At 70.9% G+C, this 16,050-nt stretch carries 17 protein-coding genes; 13 read left to right on the top strand and 4 right to left on the bottom strand.

All coding sequences use genetic code 11. The annotated features are described in order from the left end of the window. Nucleotides 1-89 precede the first annotated feature (89 nt). On the bottom strand, nucleotides 90-743 hold the full coding sequence (gene cofC / locus ACWGI8_RS23205) for a 2-phospho-L-lactate guanylyltransferase (protein ID WP_453663569.1): 654 nt from the start codon (nucleotides 741-743) through the stop codon (nucleotides 90-92). Between the two features lie 147 nt (nucleotides 744-890). Between cofC and ACWGI8_RS23200 the strand changes: the two genes are divergently transcribed. The 3 genes from ACWGI8_RS23200 (at nucleotide 891) to ACWGI8_RS23190 (ending at nucleotide 4,030) form a co-directional block, all read left to right on the top strand. Beyond that, nucleotides 891-1,643, top strand: coding sequence for a lysophospholipid acyltransferase family protein (locus tag ACWGI8_RS23200; RefSeq protein ID WP_453663567.1), 753 nt, complete (start codon nucleotides 891-893; stop codon nucleotides 1,641-1,643). After that, a complete protein-coding gene (locus ACWGI8_RS23195) occupies nucleotides 1,640-2,650 on the top strand; it encodes an NAD(P)H-dependent glycerol-3-phosphate dehydrogenase (protein WP_453663565.1) in 1,011 nt (336 codons plus the stop codon). The genes ACWGI8_RS23200 and ACWGI8_RS23195 overlap by 4 nt, the downstream gene beginning before the upstream one ends. A 207-nt stretch (nucleotides 2,651-2,857) precedes the next feature. After that, complete coding sequence (locus ACWGI8_RS23190; protein ID WP_453663563.1) at nucleotides 2,858-4,030, top strand: D-alanine--D-alanine ligase family protein; 1,173 nt, start codon at nucleotides 2,858-2,860, stop codon at nucleotides 4,028-4,030. An 80-nt stretch (nucleotides 4,031-4,110) separates the two neighbouring features. On the opposite strand, the gene ACWGI8_RS23185 is transcribed toward ACWGI8_RS23190, so the two are convergent. Together ACWGI8_RS23185 and ACWGI8_RS23180 are read right to left on the bottom strand one after the other, a co-directional pair. Next, complete coding sequence (locus ACWGI8_RS23185; RefSeq protein ID WP_453663572.1) at nucleotides 4,111-4,611, bottom strand: DUF3515 domain-containing protein; 501 nt, start codon at nucleotides 4,609-4,611, stop codon at nucleotides 4,111-4,113. A 23-nt stretch (nucleotides 4,612-4,634) separates the two neighbouring features. Beyond that, the gene (locus ACWGI8_RS23180) at nucleotides 4,635-4,868 is read right to left on the bottom strand and encodes an Lrp/AsnC family transcriptional regulator (protein WP_017947604.1); all 234 of its coding nucleotides are present in this window, start codon (nucleotides 4,866-4,868) and stop codon (nucleotides 4,635-4,637) included. Nucleotides 4,869-5,113: 245 nt separating this feature from the next. On the opposite strand from ACWGI8_RS23180, the gene ACWGI8_RS23175 reads away from it, so the two are divergent. Continuing rightward, nucleotides 5,114-6,076, top strand: coding sequence for a thiamine-phosphate kinase (locus tag ACWGI8_RS23175; RefSeq protein WP_453663561.1), 963 nt, complete (start codon nucleotides 5,114-5,116; stop codon nucleotides 6,074-6,076). Continuing rightward, nucleotides 6,073-6,873: a bifunctional hydroxymethylpyrimidine kinase/phosphomethylpyrimidine kinase gene (thiD, locus tag ACWGI8_RS23170; RefSeq protein ID WP_453663559.1), complete on the top strand. Its 801-nt coding sequence runs from the start codon at nucleotides 6,073-6,075 to the stop codon at nucleotides 6,871-6,873. The genes ACWGI8_RS23175 and thiD overlap by 4 nt, the downstream gene beginning before the upstream one ends. Before the next feature lie 223 nt (nucleotides 6,874-7,096). Here the strand turns inward: thiD and rpmB are convergent, their stop codons facing one another. Beyond that, nucleotides 7,097-7,282, bottom strand: coding sequence for a 50S ribosomal protein L28 (gene rpmB, locus ACWGI8_RS23165; protein ID WP_003957616.1), 186 nt, complete (start codon nucleotides 7,280-7,282; stop codon nucleotides 7,097-7,099). A gap of 391 nt (nucleotides 7,283-7,673) precedes the next feature. Here rpmB and ACWGI8_RS23160 point away from each other — a divergent pair, with 391 nt between their 5' ends. The 8 genes from ACWGI8_RS23160 to rnc all read left to right on the top strand — a co-directional run bounded on the left by ACWGI8_RS23160 (nucleotide 7,674) and on the right by rnc (nucleotide 16,031). Next, nucleotides 7,674-9,272 (top strand): DAK2 domain-containing protein, encoded by a 1,599-nt coding sequence (locus tag ACWGI8_RS23160; RefSeq protein WP_453663558.1) that lies wholly within the window; start codon nucleotides 7,674-7,676, stop codon nucleotides 9,270-9,272. Between the two features lie 321 nt (nucleotides 9,273-9,593). Then, nucleotides 9,594-11,786: an ATP-dependent DNA helicase RecG gene (recG, locus tag ACWGI8_RS23155; RefSeq protein ID WP_453663557.1), complete on the top strand. Its 2,193-nt coding sequence runs from the start codon at nucleotides 9,594-9,596 to the stop codon at nucleotides 11,784-11,786. Between the two features lie 85 nt (nucleotides 11,787-11,871). Further along, the gene (gene rsmD / locus ACWGI8_RS23150) at nucleotides 11,872-12,456 is read left to right on the top strand and encodes a 16S rRNA (guanine(966)-N(2))-methyltransferase RsmD (RefSeq protein ID WP_453663556.1); all 585 of its coding nucleotides are present in this window, start codon (nucleotides 11,872-11,874) and stop codon (nucleotides 12,454-12,456) included. After that, on the top strand, nucleotides 12,453-12,962 hold the full coding sequence (gene coaD, locus ACWGI8_RS23145) for a pantetheine-phosphate adenylyltransferase (RefSeq protein ID WP_453663554.1): 510 nt from the start codon (nucleotides 12,453-12,455) through the stop codon (nucleotides 12,960-12,962). The genes rsmD and coaD overlap by 4 nt, the downstream gene beginning before the upstream one ends. 166 nt (nucleotides 12,963-13,128) lie before the next feature. Continuing rightward, nucleotides 13,129-14,274: an ATP synthase F0 subunit B gene (locus tag ACWGI8_RS23140; RefSeq protein WP_453663571.1), complete on the top strand. Its 1,146-nt coding sequence runs from the start codon at nucleotides 13,129-13,131 to the stop codon at nucleotides 14,272-14,274. Between the two features lie 149 nt (nucleotides 14,275-14,423). Beyond that, on the top strand, nucleotides 14,424-15,044 hold the full coding sequence (locus ACWGI8_RS23135; protein ID WP_453663553.1) for a YceD family protein: 621 nt from the start codon (nucleotides 14,424-14,426) through the stop codon (nucleotides 15,042-15,044). 2 nt (nucleotides 15,045-15,046) lie between these two features. Beyond that, on the top strand, nucleotides 15,047-15,220 hold the full coding sequence (rpmF, locus tag ACWGI8_RS23130) for a 50S ribosomal protein L32 (RefSeq protein ID WP_026165248.1): 174 nt from the start codon (nucleotides 15,047-15,049) through the stop codon (nucleotides 15,218-15,220). Nucleotides 15,221-15,239: 19 nt separating this feature from the next. After that, on the top strand, nucleotides 15,240-16,031 hold the full coding sequence (rnc, locus tag ACWGI8_RS23125) for a ribonuclease III (RefSeq protein WP_453663551.1): 792 nt from the start codon (nucleotides 15,240-15,242) through the stop codon (nucleotides 16,029-16,031). Nucleotides 16,032-16,050: the final 19 nt, after the last annotated feature.

The following is a 16,050-nucleotide window of genomic DNA, read 5'->3' as shown; positions in this document are numbered from 1 at the left end:
CCTCATACTGGGCGTATTCGGGCGATCCGACAACGCAGCGAGGTGCCGTAGCTGTCGTCGTGCGCCCGCCGGGGATTACGGGACAGCCCTTAGACGCCCTCGTGACGGGCGCCCGGCATCGGCGCCGTCGCGCACCGCGCGGCCGTCCGCGGCCCCACGCCCAGCGTGAGCGCGGCCAGCAGATCCTCCCCGGTGTCCACGTCGCGGCGCATCGACTCGACGCCGTCCAATTCGATTTCCACAGCCCCGGAGGCCAAATGCCGGTGCCGGGAACGCCCGCCGAAAGCCGGGTGCAATTTTGTGCCGGGCGTGGCCGACAGGAATGTCGTGCCAATTCCTGCGGCGTCCGCGAGAAAAGCCCGCGAAAATTTCGCGGCCGCCGTGAGCACCCGCGTCAATTCGGCCGGCCGCAGCGCCGGCAGATCCGCGTTGAGCGCCGCCACCGCCGCGCCGGGGCGCACCGCGCGCACCGCCTCGGCCCCGTGTGCCAGCGCCGCGTTGAGCCCCGCACCGGGCGCGTCCGGCACGACACGCGCACCCAGCGCGGCCAGCTCGGCAGCGGCCACCGGGTCGTCCGTGACGACCGCCACATCCCGTACCGCGGCGCAGGCCAGCGCCGCCGCCACCGTGTCCTGGGCGAAGGCAAGTGCGAATTGCGGGCGCATCGCACCGCCCGTGGCCTGTGTCAGCCTGCTCTTGGCCAGCGCGAGGGGCTTCAGCGGAACGACCAGTGACCAGTGCACGGGCCCATTGTCGCCTGCCCGCACGGCGGCCCGCGGCCCCGGTCCCGAAGCCGGGGCGTACCGTGTTCTCGACAGACCAGGGGCCTGGGGCGACACTTGACCCCCAGCAGCCAGGCAGCAGCCAGGTCCAAAGAGGAAGGTGTCCGAGTGTCCCGCCGCAGAATCGGCTTCTGGTACCGCCTGGCGGCGGTCATCGCGAAACCGCCGTTGGTGGTTCTGTTCAAGCGGGACTGGCGAGGAATGGAGCACATTCCGGCCGACGGAGGATTCATCACGGCGGTGAATCACAACTCCTATCTGGACCCGCTCTCCTACGCGCACTACCAGTACAACACCGGACGTGTCCCGCGCTTCCTGGCGAAGGCCGCGCTCTTCAAGGGCTCCTTCGTCGGCACGATGCTCCGCGGCACCGGTCAGATTCCCGTGTACCGCGAGACGACGAACGCCCTGGATGCGTTCCGCGCCGCCGTCGACGCCATCGAGCGCGGCGAATGCGTCGCGTTCTACCCGGAAGGCACGCTGACCCGCGACCCCGACATGTGGCCGATGGCGGGCAAGACGGGTGCCGCACGCATCGCGCTGCTCACCAAGGCGCCCGTCATCCCGGTCGCCCAGTGGGGCGCCAATATGGCGATGCCGCCGTACGCCAAGGAGAACAAGCTCCAGCTGTTCCCGCGCAAGACGCTGATCGTGCAGGCGGGGCCGCCCGTCGACCTCTCCCGGTTCCACGGCCTGGAGCCGACTCCCGAAGTGCTGCGTGAAGCCACCGAGGTCATCATGGCCGCGATCACCGCACTGCTGGAGGACGTACGCGGCGAGACGGCACCCGCCGAGCCGTACGACCACCGCACGGCCCGCGCGGAACAGCGGCGGAAGGCCGCCGGGGAGGGAACCAAGTGACACGCACCGTCAAGGCCGCCGTGTTCGGCACCGGATCCTGGGGGACCGCCTTCTCCATGGTGCTCGCCGACGCCGGCTGCGAGGTGACCATGTGGGGCCGCCGCGCAGAACTCGTCGACGCCATCAACAACACGCGCACCAACCCCGACTATCTGCCGGGATTCCAGCTCCCCGAGGCGGTACGGGCCACCACCGACCCCGCCGAGGCCGCCCGCGACGCGGACTTCACCGTCCTCGTCGTGCCCTCCCAGACCCTGCGCGCCAACCTCACGGAATGGGCGCCCAAGCTGGCCCCCGACACGGTCCTCGTCTCCCTGATGAAGGGCGTCGAACTCGGCACCGCCAAGCGGATGAGCGAGGTCATCGAGGAGGTCGCGAAGGCCCCGGCCGAGCGCGTCGCCGTCCTCACCGGACCCAACCTCGCCAAGGAGATCGCCGAACGCCAGCCCGCCGCCGCGGTCGTCGCCTGCGCCGACGAAACGGTCGCCCAGCGGCTGCAGGCCGCCTGCATGACCCCGTACTTCCGCGCGTACACCAACACCGACGTCGTCGGCTGCGAACTCGGCGGCGCGATCAAGAACGTCATCGGTCTCGCCGTCGGCATCGCGGACGGCATGGGCCTCGGCGACAACTCCAAGGCCACCCTGATCACGCGCGGACTCGCCGAGACGACCCGCCTCGGCCTCGCCATGGGCGCCGACCCGCTGACCTTCTCCGGCCTCGCCGGACTCGGCGACCTCGTCGCCACCTGCTCCTCGCCGCTCTCCCGCAACCACACCTTCGGCACCAACCTCGGCCGCGGCATGACGCTCCAGGAGGCCATCGCCGCCACCAAGCAGACCGCCGAGGGCGTCAAGTCCTGTGAGTCCGTACTGGATCTGGGCCGGCGGCACGGCGTCGACATGCCCATCACCGAGACCGTCGTGTCCATCGTCCACGAGGGCAAGCCGCCGGTCGTCGCGCTCAAGGAACTGATGTCGCGCAGCGCGAAGCCCGAGCGGCACTAGAGCCTGCCCCCGACGGCTCTCAGGGGCTGTCCGTCCCGCACGCCTCTCAGGGCCTGCCCGGGACGGAGACCCGGGCCACCCGGACGGCACCGGTGCGTTCCGGGCCCGCCCGAAGTGCGTGCAGGGGTCCGGGGCCGGGCCCGGTTCGGGAAGGGGCGGGGCGCGCCCCTTCGGCGGGCGGAAAGGGCAGGGTAGTCTCGTCGCGATATGAGCGAGAACCCCTCCCACAGCCACGACCTCGCCTCCACCGGAGACGAGGCGCGCCGCAAGCCGCGCGTCGCGGTCGTCTTCGGCGGCCGCAGCTCCGAGCACGCGATCTCCGTCGTGACGGCCGGCGCCGTACTTCGCGCCATCGACCGCACCAAGTACGACGTGCTGCCCATCGGCATCACGACGGACGGCCGCTGGGCGCTGACGGCCGACGAGCCGGACCGGATGGCCATCGCCGACCGGAAGCTGCCCTCCGTCACCGACCTCGCCGAATCGGCCGAGGGCGGCGTCGTCCTCTCCGTCGACCCGGCCAACCGCGAGGTGGTCTACAGCGAGCCGGGTTCCGTGCCCAAGGCGCTCGGCGAGGTCGACGTCGTCTTCCCGATGCTGCACGGCCCGTACGGCGAGGACGGCACCCTGCAGGGCCTGCTGGAACTCTCCGGCATCCCGTACGTCGGCGCGGGCGTCCTCGCCTCGGCCGTCGGCCAGGACAAGGAGTACATGAAGCGGGTCTTCACCTCCTTCGGGCTGCCCGTCGGCCCGTACGAGGTGATCCGGCCCCGTGAATGGGTGCAGGATCCTTCCGCCGCCCGCAAGAAGATCGTCGACTTCGCCGGCGAGCACGGCTGGCCGCTCTTCGTGAAGCCCGCCCGTGCCGGCTCCTCGATCGGCATCACCAAGGTCGACGACCTCTCCGGTCTTGACGAGGCCATCGCGGAGGCCCAGCGCCACGACCCCAAGATCCTGGTCGAGGCGCTGCTGCGCGGCCGCGAGATCGAATGCGGAGTGCTGGAGTTCGAGGACGGCCCACGCGCCAGTGTGCCCGCCGAGATCCCGCCCGTCTCCTCGCACGACTTCTACGACTTCGAGGCCAAGTACATCGACTCGGCGACCGGACTCGTGCCCGCGCCGCTGACCGACGAGGAGACCGCCGAGGTGCGGAGGCTCGCGGTCGAGGCGTTCGAGGCCGCGTCCTGCGAGGGACTGGTCCGCGCGGACTTCTTCCTCACCGAGAACGGCGAGTTCGTGATCAACGAGATCAACACCATGCCGGGCTTCACGCCGATCTCCATGTACCCGCGGATGTGGCAGGAGACCGGTGTCGGCTACGCGGAGCTCGTCGACCGGCTGATCCAGGCGGCGCTGCGGCGCTCGACGGGCCTGCGCTAGGGAGTGTCCGGCCGATCGGACCGGAACAGGATCGGACCGGATCAGGATCTGACCGGACCAGGATCTGACCCGATCAGGATCTAAGGGGCGCCCGGGGTGCGGGGTGCGCCCGGGACCGCCTCGAAACGTGACGGGACCGTCTTCCCGACCGGTCCCGCCAGGTCGGTCAGCGGTCCCATGTCGGTGAACCGCTTCGACAGCGTCACCTCGACATAGGTCTTGCGGTAGGTGGTGGTGAACCGGGCACCGTCCGCCAGTTCCTCGGCGAACCATTCGACGCCGTTCACCACCACACCGTCCGCCTTCTCGCTCAGCAGACCCGCGGGCCGGGGGACCCCGCAGCGCAGTACGATCGCGGCGTCCCCCCACCCGGCGGTCAGCTCGGAACGCGGCTCGGGGTCCCGACGGCCCTCGCCGGCCACGGACTCCGGCAGCGCCTTGTGCAGCGCCCGGCACAGAGTCTTCTCCTCGGCGGGAGGAGTGGGAACCGTGATCGACGCGGGAGCGTCCGTGGAGGAACAGCCCGCAGCGGCCAGCAGCACTGCGGCGGCGGGCAGAGACAGAAGCCGGCGGGGAGACATCACCGGCCAAGCGTAGACGGGGGCTACAGGTGCACGACCGGGCAGGTCAGCGTTCGCGTGATGCCGTCCACTTGCTGGACCTTGGCGACCACCATGCGACCCAGCTCATCGACCGTATCGGCCTGCGCGCGCACGATCACGTCGTAAGGACCTGTGACGTCCTCGGCCTGGATCACCCCCGGGATCTTGGAGATGGTGTCGGCGACCGTCGACGCCTTGCCCACCTCGGTCTGAATAAGGATGTACGCCTGTACCACGGAACCTCCAGGGCGGCCACGAGGATCATGTGGGGAGAAGAGACGCCACGGTATCGCGTCGCCGCGGGCCGCGGGGAGACCTGCGCGCCCCGATGCGCTCGCAGCGTGGCGTACAAGGCACAGAAGTTGACGGGCCACAGGGCCTACTCGACGGTACCTACAGCGGTGACGGCTCGCTACCGCACGAATAACAGGTGGGCGGCCGGAGCTTCCGGCGGCACCGCGGCGACGAAGGGCATGACGTGATGAAGGGCACTGTGGGCGAGCTGGGGGAGTTCGGACTCATCAAGGAGCTCACCTCCCGGCTGACCTCCACCCCCGCGGTACGGCTCGGACCCGGCGACGACGCCGCGGTCGTGGCGGCACCCGACCGCAGGGTCGTGGCCAGCACCGACCTCCTCCTGGAGGGACGGCACTTCCGCCGCGACTGGTCGACCGCGTACGACGTGGGCCGCAAGGCGGCCGCGCAGAACCTCGCCGACATCGCGGCCATGGGAGCCGTACCGACCGCGCTGCTGCTCGGCCTCGTCGTCCCCGCCGACCTCCCGGTCACCTGGGCCACCGAGCTGATGGACGGCATCCGCGACGAATGCCAGGTCGCGGGCGCGGCCGTGGTCGGCGGCGATGTCGTACGCGGCGACACCATCACCGTGGCGATCACCGCGCTCGGCGATCTGCGCAACCACGACCCGGTGACCCGGGCCGGCGCCCAGCCCGGCGATGTCGTCGCCTACACCGGCTGGTTGGGCTGGTCCGCCGCCGGGCACGCGGTCCTCTCGCGCGGCTTCCGCTCGCCCCGCGCCTTCGTCGAGGCCCACCGGCGCCCCGAACCGCCGTATCACGCGGGCCCGGCCGCCGCCGGACTCGGCGCCACCGCGATGACCGACGTCAGCGACGGGCTCGTCGCCGACCTCGGCCATATCGCCGAAGCCAGCAAGGTCCGGATCGACCTGCGTTCCGGACTCATCGACATCCCCTCGCAGATGAACGACATCGGCCAGGCCGTGGGCGTCGACCCGCTCCAGTGGGTGCTCAGCGGCGGCGAAGACCACGCGATCGTCGCGACCTTCCCGGCGGACGTGAAACTGCCCGCCCGCTGGAAGGTGATCGGCGAGGTGCTCAACCCGTCGGCCCTGCCGCAGGTGACCGTGGACGGGGCGCCCTGGACGAACAAGGGCGGCTGGGACCACTTCGGGGAAGGATCATGACCCGCGCGGCGCCGCCGCGCGTGCTGACCGTCGCCGGATCCGACTCCGGCGGCGGCGCCGGCATCCAGGCCGACCTGAAGACCATGCTCGCCCTCGGCGTGCACGGTATGAGTGTGATCACGGCCGTCACCGCGCAGAACTCGCTCGGTGTGCAGGGCGCCTGGGAACTCCCGGTCGAGGCGGTACGCGCCCAGTACCGCAGTGTCGTCGACGACATCGGCGTCCAGGCCGTGAAGACCGGAATGCTGGCGTCGGCCGAGCTCGTCGAGACGGTCGCCGAGCTGCTGGCCGGGACCGATGCCCCGGTCGTCGTCGACCCGGTCGGTGTCTCCAAGCACGGGGACGCCCTGCTGGCGGCGTCCGCGCTGGATTCCGTACGTACGAAGCTGCTGCCGGCCGCGACCGTGGCGACCCCGAACCTGGACGAGGTCGCCCAGCTCACCGGCGTACAGGTGGAGACCGAGACCGATCTGCGGCGAGCGGCCGACGCGGTGCTCGCGTACGGGCCGCGCTGGGCGCTCATCAAGGGCGGTCATCTCGAAGGCGACGCCGTGGACCTGCTCACGGACGGCACCGAGGTGCACTGGCTGCGCGCGCCGCGGCACGACAACCGGCACACGCACGGCACGGGCTGCACACTCGCCTCGGCAGTGGCGGCGGGGCTGGCGAAGGGGCGATCCGTCCCCGAGGCCGTCCGGGACGCGAAGGAGTACGTCACGGGCGCGATCGCCGCGGGCTTCGCGCTGGGCGGCGGGATCGGCCCGGTGGATCACGGTTGGCGATTCCGCCAGGCCTGACAGGGCCTGGGCGGACAGGCCGGTCCGTGGAGGCGGACCGGCCTCTTCGTAGACCGGTCCGCAGAACCGGCCGCGAACGGCCCGTAGAGCGCTCCGCAGAACGGCCCGTGGAAACGCGAAAAGCCGGTCCACCGAGGTGGACCGGCTTTCAAGGCAACCGCAGGGGCTGCGCTACGACGAAACGTCGGCGGGATCATCCCCGCACGAACGCGGGGAGCATCACTTAGCGCGAGACCTTGCCGGCCTTGATGCACGAGGTGCAGACGTTGAGCCGCTTCGGCGTCCGACCGACCACGGCACGCACGCGCTGGATGTTCGGGTTCCAGCGACGGGACGTACGGCGGTGCGAGTGCGAAATGTTGTTGCCGAAGCCCGGCCCCTTGCCGCAGACGTCGCAGTTGGCAGCCACGGGTCACTCCAAAGACTTCAGATGCACTTACAGTCGCCTTCCCAGCCGTAGACGACTCTACGCCGGGATCGCAGCTCCTGCCCGTCACTGGAGGTGACGTATGGGCCGCATCTGCCGGAGCGGACCGCTCCAGCACGGGCACGACGACACGTACCCACGCCGTACCATCGGTAGCACGGCGACTCCACCCCTGTCTGTGCCCCAACCGTGACCCCGGGTGACCGGTTCGTGCCTTAAGGCTCAAGCAGTGGATTCGCCCGGCTTCTTGCCAGGCGACCGCGAAAGCATACAACGACCTGCCCCGTTGGAGGAAACCGCCCGCAAGGGCAGGCGCCGGAAGACGACCGGGCTACCCTGCGGTGCAGCCGGCCCCGCTCAAGGAGGACATCAGTTGCCGCAGACCCTCGATGCCGTCACGGTACGCACCTGGTGCTCACTGGCGCTGGAGGCGCTGGGCCGGGAGCGCGAGGAGATCGACGCGATCAATGTGTATCCGGTCGCGGACGGAGACACCGGCACCAACCTCTATCTGACGGTCGAATCCGCGGCGCAGGCCGTGGAAGCGGTGTTCGCGGCGTACGAGACGGGCTCCTCGGCCCCTGTGCCGGCCGACGCGATGCAGGCCATGGCGCACGGGGCGCTGATCGGTGCGCGCGGCAACTCGGGGACGATCCTGGCGCAGCTGCTGCGAGGCATGGCCGAGGTCCTGGGCGAGCGGGACGGGTCGCCCCGAGGAGGGGTGGCGCAGGCGCTGCGACGGGCCGCGGAAGCCGCGCGCGAGGCGGTCGCGCATCCGGTCGAGGGCACGATCCTGAGCGTGGCCTCGGCCGCGGCGGACGCCGCGGTCTCCGACGACGACGCGACCGCTGTGGCAGCCGCGTACGCACGCGCCTGCAAGGCGCTGGAGGACACCCCCGGCCAGTTGGAGGTGCTCGGGCGCGCCGGTGTCGTGGACGCGGGCGGCCAAGGGCTGCTGGCGGTGCTGGGCGCGCTGGTCCAGGCGGTGACGGGGGACGCGCCGGCGGTACGGCCCTCCGTACGGGCCCACCCGGCCGTGGTGGCCGCCGGCGAGCCGTGCGCCGACGGCGGGCCCGCCTTCGAGGTGATCTATCTGCTGGAGGCGGACGACGCCGCGGTGGCGAGGCTGCGGACGCGGCTCGACGGGCTCGGCGACTCGCTCGTCGTCGTCGGCGGCGACGGTCTGTGGAACGTCCATGTGCATGTCGACGACGCGGGCGCGGCGGTGGAGGCCGGTGTCGAGGCGGGACGGCCGTACCGGATCCGGATCACCCACTTCGGCGCGGCCGAGCACCCCGAGCCGCGCGAACGGGTCCAGCGGGCCGTCGTCGCGGTGGTCCCGGGCGAGGGGCTGGCGGGCCTGTGCGCGGAGGCCGGCGCGACGACGGTGCTCGCGCGACCCGGAGAGCCCCCCGCGAGCGGAGAGCTCGTCGAGGCGATCCGACGGGCCCACGCCCGCGAGGTGGTTCTCCTCCCGAACGACGCCGACCTGCGGCACACGGCGGCCGCGGCCGCGGAGCAGGCCCGCACGGAGGGCGTGCGGGTCGCCCTCATCCCGACCCGCTCCGCGGTCCAGGGCATCGCCGCGCTCGCCGTCCACGAACCCGGGCGCCGCTTCGACGAGGACGTCGTCGCGATGACCTCGGCGGCCGGGGCGACGCGCTACGGCGAACTCACCGTCGCCGAGCGGCAGTCCTTCACATCGGCGGGCGTGTGCCAGGCCGGGGACGTGCTGGGGCTGATCGAGGGCGACGTCGCCGTGATCGGCGCGGATCTCGCGACCACGGCGGAGACGGTCCTGGACCGCATGCTCTCCGCCGGCGGCGAACTGGTCACGCTGGTCCTCCCGAACGACGCCCCGCCGGAGTTGGCGGACCGTCTCGAGACCCACGTCAGGGAGGGCTACCTGGCGGTGGACACCCTGATCTACCACGGCGGCGAGGGCGCTCCGCTGCTGATCGGCGTGGAGTAGCCCCGCCACCCCGCGCCGGGACGTCGCGGGCCGCCGTCGCACGGCTGCACCTGCTGCACCGGCAACACCGGCGATATGAGACTGCGCCGCCGCGAGCCGAACTCGCCCTGCCGCGCGGCCCGTTCGGAGTGTCCGGCGAGCCGGTGGCGATGCTCCGGCCCGCCCCGCCGCTTCTCCATGGAGGCAAGCGGGACATATGGCCGGTGCACCGGGGCGCGCGTCCGCAGACACCCGCTCCGCCCCCGTCCTCGGGGCCGGGGGCACGGCCGTGACCAGCGGGGATGCAGGGGTCCGCGACGGTTGTCGGTGTCGTGGTGTGCAATGGATCGCGTGTCCGCGCTCGATGAACCACTGAAGAGGACCCTCGGTCCCGCGACCGCGAAGGTCATGGCCGAGAACCTCGACCTGCACACCGTCGGTGATCTGCTTCACCACTACCCGCGTCGGTACGAGGAGCGGGGCCAGCTCACCCGGCTCGCGGATCTGCCGCTGGACGAGCATGTCACGGTCGTCGCCCAGGTCGCGGACGCGCGCGTGCTCAAGTTCAACGCCGGGCGCGGACAGCGGCTGGAGATCACCATCACCGACGGCAGCGGACGGCTGCAGCTGGTCTTCTTCGGCCGGGGCATCCACAAGCCGCACAAGGACCTGCTGCCCGGAAGTCGCGCCATGTTCGCCGGCAAGGTGACCATGTTCAACCGGAAGCTGCAGCTCGCCCATCCCACGTACGAGCGGCTGGACGCGGACAGCGGGGCGGGCGCGGTGAGCGCCTTCGCGGGCAAGCTCATCCCGATCTATCCGGCCTGCAAGGGTCTGGAGTCCTGGAAGCTCGCCAAAGCCGTCGACGCGGTCCTTCCGCACGCGAGGGAAGCTCTCGACCCGCTGCCGTCCGCGCTCCGTGAAGGCCGTGGATTCGTCTCACTCCCCGAGGCGTTGCTCAAGATCCACCGCCCGCAGACCAAGGCGGACATCGAGGACGCCCGGCAGCGTCTCAAGTGGGACGAGGCGTTCGTCCTCCAAGTCGCCCTCGCCAGGAGGCGCTACGCGGACGCGCAGCTTCCCGCGGTCGCCCGCAGGCCCGTTCCCGACGGCATGCTCGACGCATTCGACGCCCGGCTGCCGTTCACGCTCACCGACGGCCAGCAGAAGGTGTCCGCGGAGATCTTCGGCGACCTGGCCACGGAGCATCCGATGCACCGGCTGCTCCAGGGCGAGGTCGGAAGCGGTAAGACCATGGTCGCGCTGCGGGCCATGCTCGCCGTGGTCGACGCGGGCGGCCAGGCCGCGATGCTCGCGCCCACCGAAGTCCTCGCCCAGCAGCATCACCGCTCGATCGTCGAGATGATGGGCGACCTCGCCGAGGGCGGCATGCTCGGCGGCGCGGAGCAGGCGACGAAGGTCGTGCTGCTCACCGGCTCCATGGGCGCCGCCGGACGCCGGCAGGCGCTGCTCGACCTGGTCACCGGCGAGGCCGGGATCGTCATCGGCACGCACGCGCTGATCGAGGACAAGGTGCAGTTCCACGACCTCGGACTGGTCGTCGTCGACGAGCAGCACCGCTTCGGCGTGGAGCAGCGCGACGCCCTGCGCGGCAAGGGCAAGCAACCACCGCATCTGCTGGTCATGACCGCCACGCCCATTCCGCGCACGGTCGCGATGACGGTCTTCGGCGACCTCGAGACCTCCGTGCTGGACCAGCTGCCCGCGGGGCGCTCGCCGATTGCCACCCATGTGGTTCCGGCCGCGGACAAGCCGCACTTCCTGGCGCGGGCGTGGGAGCGGGTCCGCGAGGAGGTCGAGGGCGGTCATCAGGCGTACGTCGTATGCCCGCGCATCGGCGACTCCCTCGACGAGGCGGGCGAGCAGAAGAAGAAGTCGCCGGAGGACGAAGCCGAGAAGCGGCCGCCGCTGGCCGTCCTGGAGGTCGCCGAGCAGCTCGCGGCAGGCCCGCTGAAGGGGTTGCGGGTCGAGGTGCTGCACGGCCGTATGGCGCCCGACGACAAGGACGATGTGATGCGCCGCTTCGCCGCGGGCGAGGTGGACGTGCTGGTCGCCACCACGGTCATCGAGGTGGGGGTGAACGTGCCGAACGCGACGGCGATGGTGATCATGGACGCCGACCGGTTCGGCGTCTCCCAGCTGCACCAGTTGCGCGGCCGTGTCGGCCGCGGCTCGGCTCCCGGGCTGTGCCTGCTGGTCAGCGAGATGCCGGAGGCGAGTCCCGCCCGGGCCCGGCTCGGCGCCGTCGCCGCCACGTTGGACGGCTTCGAGCTGTCCCGGATCGACCTCGAACAGCGCCGTGAGGGCGATGTGCTCGGCCAGGCCCAGTCCGGCGTCCGCTCGTCGCTGCGGGTCCTCGCCGTCATCGAGGACGAGGAGGTCATCGCGGCGGCCCGGGAGGAAGCGGTGTCCGTCGTCGGCGCGGACCCGGAGCTGGAGCGTCTGCCGGAGCTGCGCACGGCGCTGGACGCGCTGCTGGACAAGGATCGCGAGCAGTACCTGGACAAGGGCTGACGCCCCCGCTGCCGACAGCCCATATCGTGGAGGTGACCTGTCCGGATCGAACCGGACCGGACGAACGTCTTCGTGAAGGACTCAGATGACCCGCGTGATCGCCGGTGCGGCCGGCGGACGTCGCCTGGCCGTGCCGCCGGGCAACGGCACCCGCCCCACCTCCGACCGGGCGCGCGAGGGCCTGTTCTCCACCTGGGAGTCGCTGCTCGGCACACTGCAGGGCACCCGGGTCGCCGACCTGTACGCGGGCTCGGGCGCCGTCGGCCTGGAGGCGCTGTCGCGCGGTGCGTCGCACGCCCTGCTCGTCGAGGCCGACAGCCGCGCCGCCCGCACGGTCCGGGAGAACGTGAGGACGCTCGCCCTGCCCGGCGCCGAGGTCCGTACCGGCAGGGCCGAGCAGATCGTCCAGGGACCGCCGCCGGCGGCCCCGTACGACGTGGTGTTCCTCGACCCGCCGTACGCCGTCACGGACGACGATCTTCGCGAGATTCTCCTCACACTCCGCTCGGGAGGCTGGCTCGCGGACGATGCCGTAGTCACCGTGGAGCGCAGCACCAGAGGCGGTGAATTCGCCTGGCCCGAGGGGATCGAGCCACTGCGGGCCCGTCGCTACGGCGAAGGGACGCTTTGGTACGGTCGCGCCGCCTCTACGTGCGAAAACGCACCATGACCGGACCGGAGAGCGAGGGATTTCAGTTGCGCCGCGCCGTCTGTCCGGGGTCGTTCGACCCCATCACCAATGGACACCTCGACATCATCGCCCGCGCCTCCAAGCTGTACGACGTCGTACACGTCGTGGTGATGATCAATCAGGCCAAGCAGGGACTGTTCACCGTCGATGAGCGGATCGAGCTGATCCGCGAGGTCACCGCCGAGTACGGCAACGTCGAGGTGGAGGCCTACCACGGCCTGCTCGTCGACTACTGCAAGGAGCGGGACATCCCCGCCATCGTCAAGGGCCTGCGCGCCGTGAGCGACTTCGACTACGAGCTGCAGATGGCCCAGATGAACAACGGCCTGTCGGGCGTGGAGACGCTGTTCGTGCCGACCAGCCCGACCTACAGCTTCCTTTCGTCCTCCCTGGTCAAGGAGGTCGCGGCATGGGGCGGGGACGTCTCCCACCTGGTGCCCCCGGTGGTACTCGCGGCCCTGACGGACCGTCTCCCCCCGAAGTGACTTCCTGACAGACCGTCACCCGGAGTCCGGGGGTCCCCACGCCCGCTGGGGTCCGGGGGTCCCCCAAATTCCCCCTGGACGTAGGGGGAGGGAGCCGACTGGCCGTAAAGTCGTCCCGACCGTCTCCAAACCGGCTGTAGTGACTGAAGAGAGTGGCGAGCACACGGTGGACGTGCAGAAGAAGCTCGACGAGATCGTCGACGCGGTCGGGAGCGCCCGGTCCATGCCCATGTCGGCGTCCTGCGTGGTCAACCGCGCCGAGCTGCTCGCCATGCTCGAGGAAGTACGGCATGCCCTGCCCGGTTCGCTCGCCCAGGCGCAGGAGTTGATCGGCGACCGGGAGCAGATGGTCGAACAGGCCCGCCAGGAGGCCGAGCGCATCATCGAGGCCGCCCACTCCGAGCGCGGCTCGCTGATCTCCGACACCCACATCGCCCGGCAGTCCCAGGACGAGGCCGACCGCATCCTCGCCGAGGCCCGCCGGGAGGCCGAGGAGATCAAGGCGGAGGCCGACGACTACGTCGACTCCAAGCTCGCCAACTTCGAGGTCGTCCTCAACAAGACCATCGGCTCCGTCGACCGCGGCCGCGAGAAGCTGCTCGGCCGTGGCCCGGGTCTCGATGAGCAGGGTTACGCCGATGAGGACGCCCCGGAGTACAGCACGGACCCGCAGACACTGATCCAGCGCGCCGACGAGTACGTCGACGCCAAGCTGGGCGCCTTCGAGGCCGTGCTCTCCAAGACCCTGGAGGCCGTCGGCCGCGGCCGGCAGAAGCTGCACGGCCGTATCGCCACCGACGATCTCGGAGCGCACGTCGCCGCCCAGGACGCGGCCGGGATGCAGCACACGACGACCGACGCGGACTACCTCGCCGGGCTCGCGGAGCTCGCCGACCCGGAGCCGCGGGTCCAGCAGCAGCCGCAGATCCAGCAGCCCCAGGTCGCCGCCCAGGCCCCCGGCCAGTACCCGGCCCAGGCCGACCCGTATGCCTACCAGTCCCAGGCCCAGCCCCAGGACATGTATGCGTACCAGCAGGACCCGTACGCGGGCGGCACCTCCCATGCCGGAGGCTATGGGGGACCGCAGCAGGGCTATGACCAGGGGTACGCCCAGAGCTACGGCCAGCAGGACCCGTACGCTGGGGGCACCTCCCATGCCGGAGGCTATGGGGGACAGCAGCATGAGCAGCATCAGCAGGCCCACCAGCCTCAGCCGCACCAGCCGCAGGCCGCCGCGCTCGACGAGACCAGCTTCTTCGACACGAGCATGATCGACCTGGAACAGCTGCGGCGCTACGAGCAGGGACGCTGACCGGATTGGGCCTGGAGCGAACGGTCCAGTATCCTGGCTCTTCGGTCGCGCGTGCGTGGAGTCTGGTGCTGCGCTGATATCGCGGCCTCCCGGACGATCCGAAAGCAGGAAGAACGCTGAACGCCCGCCTCGACCATCGCAACCCTCTCGTGTTCGACACACACGAGCTGGGTCGGCGGCCCGGTGCGCTCCAGCGGATCTCCCGCTCGGTCGCGGCGCCCGGCGCGCCGGCGGTCTTCGGCATCGAAGGGGTCATCGGTGTGCCCGAGGGCGCGCCTGTGGAGCTTGAGCTCCGCCTCGAGTCCGTCATGGAAGGGGTGCTCGTCACAGGCACCGCCCGTGCCGTGGCCGAGGGGGAGTGCGTAAGGTGTCTGGAGCCGCTGCGCCATGAGGTTGCGGCGGACTTCCAGGAGATGTTCTCGTACCCCGACGCCGACGATCGGGGCCGCAGCAAGAACGCGGCCCCCGAAGACTCAGTCGACGCCGAGGACGAGGACATGATCCCCCTCGAGGACGGCATGTTCGACCTCGAGCCCGTGCTGCGTGATGCGGTGGTGCTCGCACTGCCCATGCAGCCGGTGTGCCGGGAGGAGTGTGCCGGCCTGTGTCCCGACTGCGGGATCGGGCTGAACGACAACCCGGACCACCACCACGACGCCGTCGACATCCGTTGGGCGGCACTGCAGGGACTCGCCGGTTCACTCGGAACCGATGAGAAGGACAACATGAGCGGCGCCGAAGCGGGCGTCGACGAGAAGCAGGAGAAGTAGCCGTGGCTGTTCCGAAGCGGAAGATGTCGCGCAGCAACACGCGCCACCGCCGGTCGCAGTGGAAGGCTGCGGTCCCCACCCTGGTTTCGTGTGAGCGTTGCCAGGAGCCGAAGCAGCAGCACATCGCGTGCCCGAGCTGCGGCACCTACAACAAGCGCCAGGTCCTCGAGGTCTGAGCGGCTGGTGAGAGGCACGATGTCCGACAGCATCAGTTCGGCCTCGTCCCACACGCTTCTGGAAGGGCGGCTCGGGTATCAGCTCGAGTCCGCCCTTCTGGTGCGTGCGCTGACCCACCGGTCGTACGCGTACGAGAACGGCGGCCTGCCCACCAACGAGCGGCTCGAGTTCCTCGGGGACTCGGTACTCGGTCTGGTGGTCACGGACACGCTCTACCGCACCCACCCCGATCTGCCCGAGGGCCAGCTGGCCAAGCTGCGGGCCGCGGTGGTCAACTCGCGTGCACTTGCGGAGGTCGGGCGCGGCCTCGACCTGGGCTCCTTCATCCGGCTCGGCCGGGGTGAAGAGGGCACGGGCGGCCGGGACAAGGCATCCATCCTCGCCGACACCCTTGAAGCGGTGATCGGCGCGGTCTATCTCGACCAGGGCCTCGACGCGGCGTCCGAGCTGGTACACCGGCTCTTCGACCCGCTGATCGAGAAGTCCTCGAACCTCGGCGCCGGCCTGGACTGGAAGACCAGCCTCCAGGAGCTGACCGCGGCCGAGGGCCTTGGTGTGCCCGAGTATCTGGTCACCGAGACCGGTCCGGACCACGAGAAGACCTTCACTGCTGCCGCCCGCGTCGGTGGTGTCTCGTACGGCACCGGCACCGGCCGCAGCAAGAAGGAAGCGGAGCAGCAGGCGGCGGAGTCCGCGTGGCGCGCGATCCGCGCCGCCGCGGACGAGCGCGCGGCGGCGGACAAGGCCGCCGCGGAGCAGCAGGACACCGAAGGGGCCGCCGACACCCCTTCGCCCCAGACTGCGCCCTGACGACGCCCCGCTTCCGGGC

The organism is Streptomyces sp. NPDC054841 (assembly GCF_053611045.1).
The sequence above is the reverse complement of the archived record's forward strand: the minus strand, read 5'-3'. Positions and strand labels throughout refer to the sequence as shown.